16 protein-coding genes and 2 riboswitches are annotated in these 15,956 nt (G+C 54.0%); of the genes, 1 reads left to right on the top strand and 15 read right to left on the bottom strand.

Features of this window, described 5'->3' with window-relative positions; translation table 11 throughout:
* Window positions 1-88: 88 nt before the first annotated feature.
* The 5 genes from queE to MKY96_RS11250 form a co-directional block, all read right to left on the bottom strand.
* A complete protein-coding gene (queE, locus tag MKY96_RS11270) occupies window positions 89-811 on the bottom strand; it encodes a 7-carboxy-7-deazaguanine synthase QueE (RefSeq protein WP_340940410.1) in 723 nt (240 codons plus the stop codon).
* A complete protein-coding gene (locus MKY96_RS11265; RefSeq protein ID WP_340940409.1) occupies window positions 804-1,286 on the bottom strand; it encodes a 6-pyruvoyl trahydropterin synthase family protein in 483 nt (160 codons plus the stop codon). The genes queE and MKY96_RS11265 overlap by 8 nt, the downstream gene beginning before the upstream one ends.
* Complete coding sequence (queC, locus tag MKY96_RS11260; protein ID WP_340940408.1) at window positions 1,286-1,951, bottom strand: 7-cyano-7-deazaguanine synthase QueC; 666 nt, start codon at window positions 1,949-1,951, stop codon at window positions 1,286-1,288. The genes MKY96_RS11265 and queC overlap by 1 nt, the downstream gene beginning before the upstream one ends.
* 45 nt (window positions 1,952-1,996) lie before the next feature.
* A complete protein-coding gene (queF, locus tag MKY96_RS11255) occupies window positions 1,997-2,497 on the bottom strand; it encodes a preQ(1) synthase (protein WP_340940406.1) in 501 nt (166 codons plus the stop codon).
* Between the two features lie 82 nt (window positions 2,498-2,579).
* Window positions 2,580-2,623: riboswitch (PreQ1 riboswitch) on the bottom strand.
* A 72-nt stretch (window positions 2,624-2,695) separates the two neighbouring features.
* Window positions 2,696-3,436: a ZIP family metal transporter gene (locus tag MKY96_RS11250; RefSeq protein ID WP_340940405.1), complete on the bottom strand. Its 741-nt coding sequence runs from the start codon at window positions 3,434-3,436 to the stop codon at window positions 2,696-2,698.
* A gap of 174 nt (window positions 3,437-3,610) precedes the next feature.
* Between MKY96_RS11250 and MKY96_RS11245 the strand changes: the two genes are divergently transcribed.
* Entirely contained in the window at window positions 3,611-3,946 is a 336-nt protein-coding gene (locus tag MKY96_RS11245; protein WP_340940404.1) for a hypothetical protein, read from the top strand.
* A 96-nt stretch (window positions 3,947-4,042) separates the two neighbouring features.
* On the opposite strand, the gene murB is transcribed toward MKY96_RS11245, so the two are convergent.
* The 10 genes from murB to MKY96_RS11195 all read right to left on the bottom strand — a co-directional run bounded on the left by murB (window position 4,043) and on the right by MKY96_RS11195 (window position 15,811).
* Window positions 4,043-4,957 (bottom strand): UDP-N-acetylmuramate dehydrogenase, encoded by a 915-nt coding sequence (murB, locus tag MKY96_RS11240; RefSeq protein WP_340940402.1) that lies wholly within the window; start codon window positions 4,955-4,957, stop codon window positions 4,043-4,045.
* Between the two features lie 167 nt (window positions 4,958-5,124).
* A complete protein-coding gene (locus tag MKY96_RS11235; protein WP_340940400.1) occupies window positions 5,125-5,934 on the bottom strand; it encodes a (2Fe-2S)-binding protein in 810 nt (269 codons plus the stop codon).
* A 43-nt stretch (window positions 5,935-5,977) separates the two neighbouring features.
* Window positions 5,978-6,784, bottom strand: coding sequence for an ABC transporter ATP-binding protein (locus MKY96_RS11230; protein WP_340940398.1), 807 nt, complete (start codon window positions 6,782-6,784; stop codon window positions 5,978-5,980).
* A 42-nt stretch (window positions 6,785-6,826) separates the two neighbouring features.
* The gene (locus tag MKY96_RS11225; RefSeq protein WP_339257239.1) at window positions 6,827-7,861 is read right to left on the bottom strand and encodes a FecCD family ABC transporter permease; all 1,035 of its coding nucleotides are present in this window, start codon (window positions 7,859-7,861) and stop codon (window positions 6,827-6,829) included.
* Entirely contained in the window at window positions 7,858-8,919 is a 1,062-nt protein-coding gene (locus MKY96_RS11220; protein ID WP_339257241.1) for a FecCD family ABC transporter permease, read from the bottom strand. The genes MKY96_RS11225 and MKY96_RS11220 overlap by 4 nt, the downstream gene beginning before the upstream one ends.
* A gap of 151 nt (window positions 8,920-9,070) precedes the next feature.
* The gene (locus MKY96_RS11215) at window positions 9,071-10,096 is read right to left on the bottom strand and encodes an ABC transporter substrate-binding protein (RefSeq protein WP_339257243.1); all 1,026 of its coding nucleotides are present in this window, start codon (window positions 10,094-10,096) and stop codon (window positions 9,071-9,073) included.
* 174 nt (window positions 10,097-10,270) lie between these two features.
* The gene (locus MKY96_RS11210) at window positions 10,271-12,088 is read right to left on the bottom strand and encodes an APC family permease (protein ID WP_209873826.1); all 1,818 of its coding nucleotides are present in this window, start codon (window positions 12,086-12,088) and stop codon (window positions 10,271-10,273) included.
* 128 nt (window positions 12,089-12,216) lie between these two features.
* A riboswitch (cyclic di-AMP (ydaO/yuaA leader) is annotated at window positions 12,217-12,376 on the bottom strand.
* 226 nt (window positions 12,377-12,602) lie between these two features.
* The gene (locus MKY96_RS11205; RefSeq protein ID WP_339257246.1) at window positions 12,603-13,037 is read right to left on the bottom strand and encodes a disulfide oxidoreductase; all 435 of its coding nucleotides are present in this window, start codon (window positions 13,035-13,037) and stop codon (window positions 12,603-12,605) included.
* Complete coding sequence (locus MKY96_RS11200; protein ID WP_340940395.1) at window positions 13,034-13,798, bottom strand: DsbA family protein; 765 nt, start codon at window positions 13,796-13,798, stop codon at window positions 13,034-13,036. Before MKY96_RS11200 ends, MKY96_RS11205 begins: the two co-directional genes overlap by 4 nt.
* A 93-nt stretch (window positions 13,799-13,891) precedes the next feature.
* Window positions 13,892-15,811 (bottom strand): sensor histidine kinase, encoded by a 1,920-nt coding sequence (locus MKY96_RS11195; RefSeq protein ID WP_340940394.1) that lies wholly within the window; start codon window positions 15,809-15,811, stop codon window positions 13,892-13,894.
* Window positions 15,812-15,956: the final 145 nt, after the last annotated feature.

Raw genomic sequence — 15,956 nt, 5'->3', positions numbered from 1 at the left:
TTCTATTACAGCAAAAGACCGGAACTCCCCTGTAACGGAAGCCCGGCCATCAGTAACTCTATTCGGATTCATCCCGGCAGCGGGCGCGCTATTTCCCCCGCTTATTATGCCAGATCAGGGCATGCAGCTGCGGCAGCACCCGTGCGCGGTTCATCTGCGGATCGGCAATGACCAGGCCGAACAGCCATTCCAGCCGCCCCAGCAGACGGCCTGAGATGTCACCTTCCTCGGTGACGTTATCGTTGCCCGGCTGCAGGAACAGCGGGACCTCAGGGTGCCTGAAGTGAACCTTTCGGGCATACTCATAATCCTCCTGGTTAAAAACAACCACCTTCAGGCTATGCGCAGCCTTGCCGTTATCAGCGACTCTATTCATGATTTCATCCAGCTTATCCCAGTCCGTCTGCATCCCGGAGCTGGGCGGTTTGGGGCTGATCGTCAGCGCATCCACCTCATGGAACCAGTCCTGCCAACGGCTGCCCTGCGTCTCAATCGCCGCCTGGATGCCCCGCTCGTGGAGGAGGGAGATGAATTCGCCCATCGCCTCCCCGATCAGCGCCGGGTTGCCCCCGGAGATGGTCACACAATTGAAATTCTCCCCCGCCAGCTCCAGCAGCCCCGCGAGAATCTCCTGCGGCGACAGCATCGTTACTTTATCCTTAGCCGAGCCGTCCCAGGTGAAGGCGGAATCGCACCAGCCGCAGCGGTAGTCGCAGCCGTAGGTGCGGACGAACATCGTTTTGACGCCAATGACCGCCCCTTCCCCCTGGATTGTCGGGCCGAACATTTCAATGACCGGGATTCTACTCATTATCGCAGCCTCCATACAGCCGGTAAGCCGGTCCCTCCTCGGGGATATCTGCTGCCAGCACCTCAGCCCAGGAGGTCGGAGTCTCCCATAGCTTGACCGAATACACCGGCAACGCCGCTTGCTTCAGCTCATAGGCAATATAGGCAGACAGATTCTCCGCAGTGGTGCGGAAGGAGAGCATCGCTACCTTGGAGCCGGTCGCCTTCAGCGTCTCCAGCACAGGCTCATTGCCCATCGCCAGAAAAGCATGATCCAGACGCCCAACCACTGCCTCCTGCACAGCCGCCTTAATATCGCTGAAATCGATGACGAACCCCTCATCCGACTGTCCTTCCTGAACGGACGGCACACCTTTCAGCACTACCTCCAGCCTGTAAGTATGCCCGTGCAGATTACTGCATTTCCCCTTGTGTCCGATTAGCTGATGGGCAGCGTCGAAGGTGAATATTTTGCAGACGGCTACTTCGCCCCGCATTATAGTCCCGCCTCCTGACGCTCTGCCTCATACTGCTCCAGACCCCGCTTACGCAGAAGACATGCCGGACAGGTGCCGCAGCCGCTGCCGATGATTCCGTTATAGCAGGTCAGGGTCTGCTCCCGGACATAATCGAACTGGCCCAGCTCGTCTGCCAGCTTCCAGGTTTGCTTCTTGTCCAGCCACATCAGCGGGGTATGAATGACGAACTCCACATCCATGGACAGATTAAGCGTGACATTCAGCGACTTCACGAACACATCGCGGCAGTCCGGGTACCCGCTGAAGTCCGTCTGGCAGACCCCGGTGATAATGTTGGAGTAGCCGAGCTGCTTGGCCAGAATGGCCGCGAAGGACAGGAACAGCAGATTACGTCCATCCACGAAAGTGCTGGGCAGCTCTTCCCCTTCACCTGCGGTAATGTCAATATCATCCCGGGTCAAAGCGTTCGGAGCCAACTGGTTCAGCAGCCCCAGGTCCAGAATATGCTGCTTCACGCCGAACCTTGCGGCTATCGCCTTGGCGACTTCAATCTCGGCCGCATGGCGCTGACTATAATTGAACGTGACCACCTGAACCTCCTGGAATTCCTGCAATGCCCACGCCAGGCAGGTCGTGCTGTCTTGGCCGCCGCTGAAGACGACTAATGCTTTTCTATTTACCATACTGATCTCTCCTCCTGATTGCTCTGCGAAGCTGGCTCCTGCGGATTAACGGTTGTCCACTTTCTCGGGATACAGATCATGATTCATCAGCCGGTGCTCGGCCATCGCCTCATATTTGGTTCCCGGACGCCCCCAGTTGCAGTAAGGATCGATGGAAATACCGCCGCGCGGCGTGAATTTGCCCCACACTTCGATATAACGCGGCTCCATCAGCGAGATCAGATCATTCATAATAATGTTGACACAGTCCTCATGGAAATCCCCATGATTGCGGAAGCTGAACAGATAGAGCTTCAGTGACTTCGATTCCACCATTCGGATATCCGGAATGTACGAGATGTACATCACCCCGAAATCCGGCTGACCGGTCACGGGACACAGGCTGGTGAACTCGGGACAGTTGAATTTGACGAAATAATCACGGCCGGGATGCTTGTTATCGAACGCCTCCAGAATTCCCGGATCATAGCCGAACTTGTACTGTGTGCCTTGGTTGCCCAGCAGGGTAACCCCCTGCATTTCCTCTTGCATTCTGCCTTCTGACATGACAAAAAACCCCTCTCTTTTCCCTAGGCCCCTGGCCTGAACTGGAAAGAAGAACGAGATTTCGAAAACCTGGCTCTACTAAGATAGCTTAGTTTTTTATAGAGGGAGTTCGCGAACCTCTCCTGCGCGCGGCGCAGATTCCTTCTTTAGCTTGGTGCGTCTTGAACTATACCATGATTGCAGCGGGCTTGACAACCCTCACAGCTGATCCAGAATCAGCGAGCACAGCAGTCCCATCGCAGCGATGAACCCTGTTAGCGGCCCCCCTTCTTCGTAGGCTTCGGGCATCATGCTGGAGGACACCATAGCAATAATCCCTCCTCCGGCAAAAGAGGCAATCAGCGCTTCCGTATACCCGCTTGCGTGATCCATGAACGCATATCCCGCCCCTGAGGCCAGTGTGGAGATAACGAGTACGCCGAGCCACAGCAGCATAATCTTGCCTTTGCCATAGCCGTCCTGCTTCAGTCCAGCCGTGCTGGACAAGCCTTCGGGAATATTGCTGATGAAGATGGCAATGACCAGCAGTACGCTAACGCCTTGACCCGCAATGAGACTTGCGCCGATCATGATCGATTCAGGAATCGCATCCAGTACCGTTCCGGCAAAAATAGCCAGCCCTCCGCCCTTGGCATCGCTCTTCCCTGAAGACGCTCTGGCTGAGCGCTTGCGTCCGGCTCCCCCTTTACACGAGATCAGCCAGTCGAACACGGTGAACACCAGCGCTCCGGCGGTGAAGCCGATAATCGTCGGGGTCAGACCGCCGTCACTGGCAGAATCCTCTAACAATTCATACGCCGCCGCGCCGATCAGCACACCGGTCCCGAACGCCATAATGAAGCCGATCAGCTTGCTTTGAATCCGTAGGAATAAGGCCAAGAGCGCGCCAATCATGACCGCCGAGCCGGAGACTGCGCCCCATAGCAATGCATTCCCCATCCGATTCACCTTCTTGTAGGATATTGGCATCATTACAATGCATAAGAATAGTTTACACACGAATGAAGAACGGCAAACACCTTGCATAGTTCAACTAATTTGCACGGATTCATTTGTATGGAAAGGGGTAACTTAGAATTAACAATCTCTATTAACCGAAGGATGGGATCATCTATGGAAGCAAACGTACAGAAGCTTATCGATTGGCTGGAAGCCCGGAAGGATACGACCCTTGTTATCGAAAAACGGGAGCTGGAGGATCTGGACACCGTCCACTTCAAGCTGGAGACCGTTGACTACCGGAACGCTGACGATGTCATTGATGATTATCTGGACAGTGCGGTCATTCTGCGCGGCACAGGCAGTACCCTGAATGCGGACGGAGAGCTGGTGCCCCTGCCGCAGCCGGGATATGAGCTGGCAGTGAGCGGTCTGCAGCTTCATGAAGTATCCGAAGCCAAGGTGGATCTGCAGACTAGCCGGGCGAAATATTCGCTGGCTGTAAGCTGATTATCCGGCGGCTCCGGCCGTAAGAATCTAAAGAGGGTGCAGTGATAAGCCAACATCCCGGCTTAGAGCTGCACCCTCTTTTTCCACAATTATCGCCTATAACTCTTCCCCGATAATCTCCACTTCCGTCTCCAGCTCCACATCGAACTTCTGCTTCACCGCTGAACGTACATGCTGGATCAATCCGATATAATCACTTGCCGTTGCATTGTCGGCGTTAATAATGAAGCCCGCATGCTTGCGTGAGACCTCAGCGCCTCCGATGCGCGTGCCCTGAAGACCGCTCTCCTGAATCAGCTGCCCCGCGAACCGGCCCGGCGGCCGCTTGAATACACTGCCGCAGGACGGATACTCCAACGGCTGCTTCGATTCCCGCAGATAGGTTAATTCATCCATGGATGCCTTAATCGCGGCAGGATCGCCTGGAAGAAGCGCAAATCTGGCCTCCAGCACGATATACTTTCCGCTGGAGAAGATGCTTTTGCGGTAGCCCCATTGAAGCTGGTCGCTGTGCAGGGTCACAAGCTGGCCGTCCGGGTCAACGACAAGCGCACTGTGCAGCACATCCTTCACTTCCCCGCCGTAGGCTCCGGCGTTCATGTAGAGTGCCCCGCCTACCGTGCCGGGGATGCCGCAGGCGAATTCCAGACCGGTCAGCGCCTGCTCCAGCGCATAGCCCGAGACATCGATAATCTTCGCCCCGCACTGCGCATAGAGCAGGCCGCCACGGATGCCCATCTCTGACAGATCGGAGGTCTGGAGCACGATGCCCCGGATGCCTCCGTCCCGGATAATGACATTGGAGCCGTTCCCCAGAATCGTAAGCGGGATCTGATGATCATGGGCATAAGCAGAGATGCTCCGGATCTCTTCATATGTAACAGGGGCCGCCAAGATATCTGCTTCGCCGCCCATGCGGGTATAGACCAGATCCTTAAGGCTCTCACGGCGTTTCAGTGAGCCTGCTGTAATGAGCGGCTGCAAATCCTCATATATGTTGTCAATATTCATTCTTCATGCTCCTAACTCTATGAACAAGATAATAGTGGTACATATCGCCGGGCAATCACGCTTCAGCAACCACAACTTTAACAACGAACAGGCTCCCTTGTCAATGACAGGAGCCTGTTAAGAAGCTGCATACAGCATTATTATGTTTCGAAATTCCCATTTATACCCTATTCGCCTGCTGCTGCACGCTCGGAGCGGAATTCCTCCCGCCGTGCGGACCGCTCCTCCTCCTTCATCCGGGGACAGGTATAACACAGCCGCCCGCCCTCTGTCCGGTAATACATACAGCAGCGGTTGCGCATCTGCACCGTCTGCTGCGGGTCCGCGAGCGACTCGATTCTCCGCACCTTCACCTGGAACGGATTGCGCAGCATCCCGAATACGGCAGCAGGCAGCTCATCCTTCAGATAGGCGTAATCCTCCTCCAGCCGGCGGAGCAAGAGCGGATCTGTAAGCCCAGCGGCAAAGGCTTCCGCATAATAATTGAATTTGGTCGGCATCTGTCCCCAGATCTCCCCAAGCGAAAGGCCGCTCACTTGTGAAGCCATGCGTATCAGCGGTCCGGCTGTACTCTGATAGAAGCTCGTGAGCACCTCATTGCGCCAAGCCTTGCGGCCAGGCTCATCTGCAGGAGCTTGTCCCATCCCCCATTCACGAAGCGAGAAGGCAACACGGCAGTAGCCATCTGCCGGAACAAGATGCAGCCGCAGATTTCGTAAGCTGAAGTCCGGTACGCATAAGAAGCCGGTCACGGAATATTGGACAGCGAGTGCAATAATGCTTAAGTAACCGCCGAAATATGCACCAGCGGCTTTATCATCGAGCGCCTTCATCAGCGGACGGTAAGCCTCCATGAAGGTCCTCATCCCCGCCTCTTCTGCCAGTTCAGCAGCGGCGAAGGAATGCACGGTTCCCTCTGGTACTGTAGAATGGAGATCGAACTTGGAGCTATATTCTTGCATCAGATGTTCATTCATGCTGCTGTCCACTCCCCGCTTGCACAATTCTGTATCATCCAGCCTATAACCCTACTGCCTTATATGCCGCCAGCTCATAAGGCAGACAGAGCGGCACACCTGTACGCGGATCAGGTACAATATCTGCCTCAATACCGAATACCTCGCGCAGCACCGCCGGTGTCATTACCTCATTCGGAGCGCCTTCGCTGATCACATTACCGGATTTGATCGCTACCATATGCTGCGCGTAACGCGAAGCATGGTTCAAATCATGGACAACCATAATAATCGTCCGGCCTTCCTGCTCATTGAGCTTCTGCAGCAGCTGAAGCACCTCCAGCTGATGGGCCATATCCAGGAAGGTCGTCGGCTCGTCAAGGAACAGAATATCCGTCTGCTGGGCCAGCGCCATGGCGATCCAGGCCCGCTGCCGCTGTCCGCCGGAGAGACGGTCAATCGGCCGGTCACGGAATTCATTCATGCCGGTCAATTCAATCGCCTCGGCAATAATGCTGCGGTCTTCAGGCGTCAGGCTGCCGAAGCCCTTCTGATGCGGATACCGTCCATATCCTACCAGCTCAGATACCGTTAAGCCATCCGGGGCAGTAGGATTCTGCGGCAGAATCGCCAGCTGGCGGGCCACCTCTTTGGTGGAGAGATTGTGAATGGACTTCCCGTCAAGCATTACATTGCCGCTCTTCGGCTTCATGATCCGGGCCATTGTCTTCAGAATCGTGGACTTCCCGGAGCCGTTCGCCCCGACGAGCGCCGTAATCTTCCCTGTCGGAAGCGACAGATTCAGCCCCTTTACAATCATAGTCTCCGCATATCCGATGCTCAGCTGCTCTGTATTTAAACGTTCCGACATGATAAACACTCCTTAGATTTTTTTATTATATACATCCCTGTACTACGCTTTCGATGTGGCCAAAAGATATAAAAAGTACGGTGCTCCAATAATCGCTACTACGATACCAGTAGGTACCTCCGCAGGCTGCAGGATCCAGCGACCGATCGTATCTGCCGTAAGCAGCAGCAGGGCTCCGGTCAGGGCAGCCGCAGGCAGCAGAATCTGATGGCGCGGGCCGACCAGCCTGCGGGCCAGGTGCGGCGCAATTAGCCCGACAAAACCAATGCTGCCGCTTACCGATACACAGGCTCCTGCCAGCGCAACAGCCGCAGCCAGCAGCCACCGCCGTTCCCGTTCGAGCGGCAGGCCCAGTCCCTTGGAGAGCTCATCGCCCAGATTCAGTACGTTGAGCACCCGGGCTTTGTAGAATGCGAAGGGCAGCAGGATCAATATCCAGGGCAGCAGGGCCAGCACAAACCGCCAGTCTCCGCCCCAGATTTTGCCGGCCAGCCAGATGGCTACGAACTGATAATTCTGCGGGTCGAGTCTTAATGACAAAATAAGCTGAAAAGCGTATATCCCGGCACCCACAGCAATCCCGATCAGGATCAGCCGTGTCGGCGAGAGCCCATCCTCCCTCCTGTAAGACAGGAAGTAGATCAGTGTTGCAGTAAGCGAGGCCCCTGCAAGCGCCAGTAGCGGAAGCACGAGGATCGGAGCTGCTGTAGTAGCCGGTACAAAGGAGATAAAGATCAGTACAGCGAATCCGGCTCCGGCATTGATCCCCAGGGTGGAAGGCTCAGCGAGAGCATTACGCGACAAGCCTTGCAGAATCACTCCGGCTACCGCGAAGCCTGCACCAATCAGCAAGGAGATCACGATCCGCGGCAGCCGGAAATCAAACAGAATCAGCTGCTGCTGCTTGGTGCCGTTGCCGGATAGGGTATGTAGAACTTCGAGCGGTGACAGACGCATTAAGCCGGTATTCATACTGACCAGAAACAGAATGACGATAAGCACAGCAAGCAGTGTCAGAATACCAGCCTCTCTGGAAAGGCGCGGCTTGGCCGGGGGGAATGAGGTGGAACGGTTCATTTCAGCTCCCCCTTGCGTTTGCTGGCCAGATAGATGAAGAACGGTACGCCGAATACTGCAATTAAGGCACCTATTGGTGTTTCGTATGGCGCATTAATCATCCTGGCCGCAATATCGGCCACCAGGACCAGAATGCTTCCAAGGACTGCGGAGCAGGGAATAATCCAGCGGTAGTCAACCCCAACGAGGTAACGCGTAATATGCGGAATCATTAATCCGACAAAAGCGATCGGCCCCACCGTGGAGACTGCCGCTCCGGCGAGGATGACGACAATAATCATCCCTGCAGTCTGTACCAGACCGGTGCGCTGTCCGAGACCTGCTGCAACATCCCTGCCCAGGCTCAGTAGCGTAATCGAACGCGACAACATCAGCGCACCGATCAGGGCCGCCGCGACCCAAGGAGATATTACCTGCAGCTGCTTCCAGCTCGCTCCGCCAATCCCCCCGGCCATCCAAAAGGCGATATCCTGGGAGAGGCTGAACAGGATAGCAATGCCCTGGCTGACCGCCAGCAGCATGGCGCTTACTGCCGCACCGGCGAGGGTCAGCCGAAGCGGGGTCAGTCCGCTATGGGAGAGCGAACCGATCCCGAATACCAGCAGTGAGGCCACAGCCGCTCCAAGGAAGCAGTACAGCATGATGTAAGCGAAGGATAATGTTGGCGCGAAGGCAAAAGCCAGGGCCAGTCCAACGCCCGCACCTGCATTAAGACCAAGCAGTCCGGAATCCGCCAGCGGGTTGCGGGTCATCCCCTGCATAATCGCACCGGCAACGGCAAAACATGCGCCGACCAGCGCTCCTGCGGCAGCCCGGGGAATCCGCAGCTCCCGAATGACCTGATGCTGGGGCAGCTCCGGATTGAACCGGAACACCGCCTCCCATACGGTAGCCAGCCGGATATCCGCCGCACCGACCGATACGGATACCATCAGGCCGAAGACAATCGCTGCTATTCCCAGCACCAGAATAACAGCAGCGGCAAGCGGCCGCGACCGGACAGATGTGTTCCCTTCAACAGAAGGAGCTTGTAGAGCAGAATCTGTGGATGAAGCCATATGCCGTCTCCTTATCAGGATTATTAGGGAAATATAGATGATTATGATTCTCATTATCGCAAAGATATGAATATTGTTCAACTTAAAAAAGAGGCAGGCTTCTATATCCTGAGGATATAAAAGCCTGCACAATTCTCCGGCCGGTAAAGACCTATTTCACAAAACTGCTCAGAATATCATCGATGGTCTTGGAATTGGCTATAGGGCCGCTATACAGCCAGCTGGTATCTTTGCCGAATTCATGAACATTCCCTGCCTTAACGGCCGGAATTCCCTTCCAGACTGCACCTTCTGTAATCTCAGCTCCGCTTGCCTTGTCACTGTTCACCAGAATGATATGCTCTGCAGTTAGCTCAGATAATTTCTCCAGTGAAATCGGGTTCCACGGTGCTCTGGACTCCGCAGGAATATCGGTCACAAGATTCGGGAGCTTCACTCCAAGATCGCCATACAATACTGCACCGCTGCTGCGGGTCTCATCTACAATGAAGAAATTCTTGGACACCAGCCACAGAACCGCTACTGAATCATCGCCGATTGCCGCAGATACAGCCGCTTTGGCTGAAGCCGCTTTCTGGTCATAGTCTGCAATAGCCTTCTCCGCTTCCGGTGTCTTATTGAGCAGCTCTCCGATCTTGAGCAAGGCTGCACGCCAGTCACTGCTGACCTCATCACCGAGTACATAGGTTGGTGCAATCTTATTCAGCTGGTCATAAAGACCGTTCTGAACCGAGCCCTCCGACTGGACGATGTGAAAATCCGGCGTGAAGCTGGTGACGGCTTCAAGCGGCAGGTCATAGCTGATCGGCGGAACGTCCTTAAGCTCAGCAGCGAGGTAAGCCTGAGTACCGTTCTTCGTAGACCACTGGGCAACCGGAGTCACACCGAGTGCTACCAGATAATCCTCCAGATAAGAAGCAATTACACGCTGCGGATTAGCGGGAACGGTCACCTTATGTCCCATTGCATCCGTTACGGTCTTCTCCACAGCGGGTGCAGCAGTTGCTGCAGGTACCGCAGTCGCTTCTGCGGTTGCCGCAGGTGCGGTGCCTGCTCCACCGTTACTGCCTGCGTTGCTATTATTATTTCCGCAAGCGGACAGCAGCAGTGTTGTAGTCATAAGTCCGGCCACCGCCAGCTTCCCGCTTCTTGATCCTTGCAGGTTGAACGAAAACATTGAATACCCCTCCTGTATGTTACCCTCATGATTGGCAAAAGCTCTGTTACCTTCATCTTGTCTATACTGATGATATTGATTCTCATTCTCTATGTCAACCAATAACTTATAATAACGTAAAAACGGCCGCCTCCGCATTAAGCAGAAACAGCCGTCTTCCTATAATCTTCTATATTATTTATGCAGATGGAAAGGAACCGTGGCGATGACAATGTCCTTCTGATTCATCAGATAAGAGCGGATGAACAAGCTGGTCTGATTATGCAGCACCGCCTGCCACCAGTGCTTGGTCACGAATTGCGGAATCAGGACGGTAATATGATCCGTTGAAGAGGTCTTCCACTCTACTGTATCGATGAACTTCACCAGCGGGCGGATAATGCTGCGGTAGCGGGAGCGCAGGACGATCAGGCGTACGCCGGGGTTCCACTCCTCCCACTTCTGCTCCATCTTGTGAATCTCTTCTTCATCGAAGCCTACATATACAGCGACCACATTATCTGTCAATGACTTCGCATAGCTGATCGAATGTAGTACAGCGCGAGTCACACCGGCGACCGGAACGACTACGGTGCTTCCTTTGATACAAGGCTTATCGGTAGCCGGACAGATCCGCAGCTGATCGGCAATATTCATATAATGGCGGTGAATCCGGTGGAACACGATGATAACAGCCGGTAGGAAGATGAAGGCCATCCACACGCTGGAGAATTTAGTGATTATGAAAATCAGGGTGATCGTTAATGTAGTGAGCATCCCCACCGTATTGACGGCGAACTTGCTCTGCCAGCCTTTCGGCTTCGTTCTGTACCATTGGACCATCATGCCCAGCTGCGACAGCGTGAACGGAATGAATACCCCTACTGCATATAATGGAATGAGTCCTTCCGTATTCCCGTGAAACGCCGCCACCAGCACAGCCGACATGACACCGAGGAAAATAATACCGTTGGAGAAGCCCAGCCGGTCGCCGCGCACCATGAAGGCATGGGGCAGATATTTATCTTTGGCGAACATGAACGCCAGCAGCGGGAAGGCCGAGTACGCCGTATTGGCTGCCAGGAACAGGATAACCGCCGTAATCCCCTGAATGAAGAAGTACAGTCCGCCGCGGCCGAAGGTAGATTCGGTAATCTGTGAGACCACGGTGGCCTTCTCATCAGGCATGATACCGTACCAGTAAGCGAGCAGCGTAATACCTGTGAACATTACCCCGAGAATGAGGCCCATGAGCATCAGCGTTTTGGCTGCATTTTTCTCCGCGGGCGCTTTGAAGTTAGGAATGGCATTGGAGACCGCTTCTACCCCGGTCAGAGCCGAACAGCCGGAGCTGAAGGCCTTCAGCAGCAGGAACATACTCACGTTCGATACCGCCGAGCCAATCTCAGGAACATGGGCATGGGCGCCGCCGGTCATATATTTGAAGACCCCCGAGATGATGAGCACGAAGATGGAAACCACGAACAGATAGACCGGGATAGCGATGAAGGAGGCCGATTCGGTCACTCCCCGCAGGTTAACAATCGTTAAGAGCACGATAACAGATACCGCTATGAGAACACTATGATTATGCAGACTTGGAAAAGCTGAAGTGATTGCATCCGTCCCCGCCGAGGCGCTTACCGCCACCGTCAGAATGTAATCCACCAGAAGAGAGCCGCCGGCCAGTAAGCCGGTATGCACCCCTAGATTGCTTTTGGCGACAATATACGCGCCCCCGCCTTGGGGATAAGCGAAGATCGTCTGCCGGTAGGACAGAATCAGAATAGCCAGCAGGCCCAATACGGCTAATGCAATTGGCAAGGAGTACCAGATAGCGGTGAACCCGGCGGCCACCAGTACAATCAGAATTTGTTCTGTTCCGTAGGCTACAGACGAGAGCGCATCAGAAGACAGGACAGCCAGTGCTTTCACCTTGGATAACTTTTCATGATCGAGTTCGTTCGACTTCATCGGACGCCCGATCAATAGTCGTTTTACCTTGCTTACCATTGTAGTAACAGTTCCTCTCTTGGTTAAGTTGAAACGGGTTTCCCTGCGCTGTTTTCATAAGTGGATTTCATAAATGCAGGCACCAAAATAAGCATACGGAAATGATCCGCATGCCTTAGTGTGCATGGTCATTATCCCACTAGTGGCTTACGAGGTTAGCTGGCGGATTCGGACTGTGGTAGCCCTACGGTTACAGGTCAAGTAGCCTGCTCCGATTCACCCCTTTTGGCCTTAGCCAAAGTGTGGTTCCCCCGTTTTTCCTTCCGGAAAATTCAGCGCATATTCAACTTCTCACAAGGACTAATATTAAGCTACAACACGTCTTCCGTAAAGCGTGGAAACAAATGAAAAAAGAATGAAAAGCACTCAAAACAACCAAATTCATCATCCGGTATGTCTTGATCTTTCATTCTCTTTCATTATCCCTTTACCACGTGATTTTACAGGGTTTTTGCATATTATTTTTTACTAAAATTAAAGGTATTCTCTTCTCTTCCTTCTGCCCGTCAGCTTCTTACTCCGCAGGCTCCTCTTTGCGTCCTGTCCAGAGCAGAATCGAGATTAAGGCAAAGGCTATAAGTGCAAGCAGAGGGATCGTTATAAATCCGAACCAGTTCAGATAATCCTTGTTGCACGGTACGCCGATGGTACAGGGAAGCACCTTGCTGAGCGCCGGAATTTTCTGCTCCGCATAATGATAAATAGAGATGCAGCCGCCGATCAGACTAAGGGGAAGCACGTATGGAATGATCCGCTTGTCCGCCCGGTAGGTGGCGATCCCCAGCAGGAACAGCTGCGGATACATGAAGATCCGCTGGAACCAGCACAGCTTACAGGGCTCGTAATTTAGGACCTCACTGAGATACAGGCTTCCTGCTACAGCCACCACACAGACGAACCAGGCCAAGTAGAGACAGTTACGCCGGCAGAAGGCAGAGAAGACGGTCATTGGGCGGTCCCTGCTCCCGCTGCTGCTGTTGCTGCCTGAATCTGGGCGTCAATCGCCTCCATATTGAAAGGCTCCTTCACCTTGATGCCGTTCACGTACAAGGATGGCGTATTCGTTACACCCGTATCGGTGCCAAGCTGAATATCCCGCTCCAGCTCGCTTACGTAGGTACGCTCGTCAATGTCCTTGCGCAGCAGGTCGTAATCCACCGGCAGCTCCAGCTGCTTGGCGAGACTCACCAGGAAGTCAGGCGTAGCCCATTCCTTCTCTTCATTCCCCTGATTGGCATAGATCGCATCGAAATACTTCCAGAACGCTTCCTGGTTCTGATGATAGACCGATAGCGCTGCCAGGGAGGCCGTTCTGGAATCCTTGCCGATGAAGGCCAGATTCACGAAATAGAAGGCTGCTTTATTCTGATCTACATAGCCCTGAACGATCTGCGGCTTGATGACACCGGTGAACTGGGCGCAAGCCGGACATTTAAAGTCGCCGAATTCCACTATTTTGACCGGAGCATCCTCCTTGCCAAGCCGCATCATTTCACTGTAATTGAAGGCAACCGGCGTACTGTCTGTGCCGGCAGGCGAAGAGTCCTTGGAAGCAAGCATGAATAAGCCTACAAAAATAATAACGACGATGGCCACCGTACTCACGATAAGAATTCTCGTTTTCTGCTTCTGCTGCTCCTGCTCTGCCCTGCGCTTCTCCTGCTTGCTCATCTGGGGAGCCGTGACATTGTTCTTTTTTGTTTTGCTCAAAGAGAGTTCCTTTCCGTCCTCAGGACTATCGTGATAAAAGAATAGTTACTTTCAAATTATATAATGTTAACTCTCTTGTTGGCAATCGCTGTCTTATACGGCTTCATTCTCCTCTGCTGACTCCCCTTCCCCTGTATCCTTGCCGAAAAATACCTCCGGGGAATGCTCCTGCGACTGCAGCTTAATTCTGAAGAAGAATTGTGTGCCGCCCCCTTCTGCCGGTTCTGCCCAGATTTCTCCTTGCATCAGGTCCACCAGCTTCTTGCAGATCGCCAGGCCCAGACCCGTGCCGGGGTACTTGCGGGTATGCGACCCGTCCACCTGCGAGAAGGACTGGAAGAGCAGCTGCAGCTTATCCGGTGAGATGCCAATGCCGGTGTCGCGTACCATGAATTGCAGCGCCTGAGCGGTCTCCCTGACGCCATAGGACTCCACTTTAACCGTTACCGTGCCGGATGGCGTGAATTTCACCGCATTGCCGATCAGGTTGATGAGAATCTGGCGGATACGCGCAGCATCCCCGGTGAACTTGTCGGGAAGTCCCTCCTCGATCAGAAGCTCAAGAGATAACGGCTTGTCTTGTGTGCTCACCATGAACAGGTCCATACAGCCCTGGAGCAGCGCCTTCAGCCCGAAAGTATCCTTGTTCAGTGAGAGGCCATCCGCCTCCAGCCGGGAGATATCGAGAATATCGCTCATCACATGCAGCAGAGCGTGGCTGCTTGTACTCTGAAGCCGCAGGAGCTCCAGATGCTCAGGATTGCTGATCTCCTCGGACAGCAGCTGGTTGACACCGATAATGCCGTTCAGCGGCGTGCGGATCTCATGGCTCATGGTGGCGAGGAACTCGCTTTTCATCGTCACAGCACTCTCCGCAGCATCCCTGGCCTCCAGCAGCTCATACTGATACTTCATCAGGGCAGTCACATCCTCGGCCACAATATAGACCCACTGCTCCGTATGATGCAGCAAAGGAAAGACAGTGACACTACAGATCAGCTGCTCCCCGCCTTTGCTCCGTACCTTCAGTTCCAGCTTGGAGGACTGCCCCCGTGAAGCGCGCGTTATGGCATCCCGTACGGCCGCTTCATCCCGTTCGCTGTATAGTATCGCCTTATAATTCCCCAGTTCTTCGCTGCTATATCCGGTAATGTCCCGCAGAGCAGGATTAGCACTGATTATCTTCTTGCGAGCAGGATCAATGCAGATCACCATATCAGGGTTATGCTCGAACAGCGCAGTATACCGCTGCTCATTGAAGGCAGCTGACTGGAGTACCCGCTGCCGGTCCCTGTACAACAGGGCAAGGACGATCGACACAATGAACAGGAAGGAGCCGCAGAGGATCATTCCCAGTATCGAATCCTGCAAATAGAGCACGTGCGCGGCTGCACTGGACGGTTCTCCTAAAGGGAAGGAAGCGCCCGCCATGGCAGCGTAATGGATGCCTGTGAACGCGCCGGTCAGGGTCAGGACAAGCAGCAGCTTTTTGAAGCTGAACATATTGTAGGCCTGCTCCAGCCACTTCGGATCGTAGGATGCGGTGATCACCGGGATGATCAGGGCGAACAATACCGCCAGAATAATGGAAAAGGCGCCTTGCTCATACGTTGCCGTAAGTCTCATCGACAGAATGCCGCTGAAATGCATAATCAGGATGCCGCTGCTGAACAAGAGGCCGCCCAGAGCCAGATAGACCCTGCTGCGGGTCTGCGGGTTATTCAGCATAGCTAACAGCATATAAGAAGCTGCTACGGGAATTACTAGAGAGAACGCCAGTAGTGGCAGATTATACGATACCGGAACGGCCATATCCATTGCGCGCATCCCGATGAAATGCATGCTCCACAGGCCTGTGCCAAGCACCAGGGAGATGAGCAGGATGAACCGGGAGCTCCGCTGGCCGCGAAGCAGACGTTCCGTCAGATCGAGCGCCGTGAAGCAGGAGAGAAAGGCTATCGCAACCGACAAGAGGACAAGCAGATCATTGTAATTGTTGTGAGGATGTTCCAACGCTCCCGCCCCTTTCTTGAATCGGATATATTACATGTATTTACACTTCCTTACCCGCCTTAAATCCGGCCGAATCGGAGACAGGTCAGAACCATTCATCCTTATAATGACAAAAAAGCACAGCGCTGTAGTAGCGCCATGCTTA

This window comes from Paenibacillus sp. FSL R7-0302 (assembly GCF_038006885.1).
Taxonomy (GTDB): Bacteria; Bacillota; Bacilli; order Paenibacillales; family Paenibacillaceae; genus Paenibacillus_AQ.
This window is presented reverse-complemented; position numbering and strand designations above follow the sequence as displayed.

Excerpts from the sequence above, each read along its gene's own strand:
- murB (WP_340940402.1), bottom strand. The coding sequence starts at position 4,957 with ATGAATATTGACAACATATATGAGGATTTGCAGCCGCTCATTACAGCA.
- queC (WP_340940408.1), bottom strand. The coding sequence starts at position 1,951 with ATGGTAAATAGAAAAGCATTAGTCGTCTTCAGCGGCGGCCAAGACAGC.
- MKY96_RS11215 (WP_339257243.1), bottom strand. The coding sequence starts at position 10,096 with ATGTTTTCGTTCAACCTGCAAGGATCAAGAAGCGGGAAGCTGGCGGTG.
- MKY96_RS11250 (WP_340940405.1), bottom strand. The coding sequence starts at position 3,436 with ATGGGGAATGCATTGCTATGGGGCGCAGTCTCCGGCTCGGCGGTCATG.
- MKY96_RS11225 (WP_339257239.1), bottom strand. The coding sequence starts at position 7,861 with ATGAACCGTTCCACCTCATTCCCCCCGGCCAAGCCGCGCCTTTCCAGA.
- MKY96_RS11205 (WP_339257246.1), bottom strand. The coding sequence starts at position 13,037 with ATGACCGTCTTCTCTGCCTTCTGCCGGCGTAACTGTCTCTACTTGGCC.
- queF (WP_340940406.1), bottom strand. The coding sequence starts at position 2,497 with ATGTCAGAAGGCAGAATGCAAGAGGAAATGCAGGGGGTTACCCTGCTG.
- MKY96_RS11265 (WP_340940409.1), bottom strand. The coding sequence starts at position 1,286 with ATGCGGGGCGAAGTAGCCGTCTGCAAAATATTCACCTTCGACGCTGCC.
- queE (WP_340940410.1), bottom strand. The coding sequence starts at position 811 with ATGAGTAGAATCCCGGTCATTGAAATGTTCGGCCCGACAATCCAGGGG.
- MKY96_RS11220 (WP_339257241.1), bottom strand. The coding sequence starts at position 8,919 with ATGGCTTCATCCACAGATTCTGCTCTACAAGCTCCTTCTGTTGAAGGG.
- MKY96_RS11235 (WP_340940400.1), bottom strand. The coding sequence starts at position 5,934 with ATGAATGAACATCTGATGCAAGAATATAGCTCCAAGTTCGATCTCCAT.
- MKY96_RS11245 (WP_340940404.1), top strand. The coding sequence starts at position 3,611 with ATGGAAGCAAACGTACAGAAGCTTATCGATTGGCTGGAAGCCCGGAAG.
- MKY96_RS11230 (WP_340940398.1), bottom strand. The coding sequence starts at position 6,784 with ATGTCGGAACGTTTAAATACAGAGCAGCTGAGCATCGGATATGCGGAG.
- MKY96_RS11210 (WP_209873826.1), bottom strand. The coding sequence starts at position 12,088 with ATGGTAAGCAAGGTAAAACGACTATTGATCGGGCGTCCGATGAAGTCG.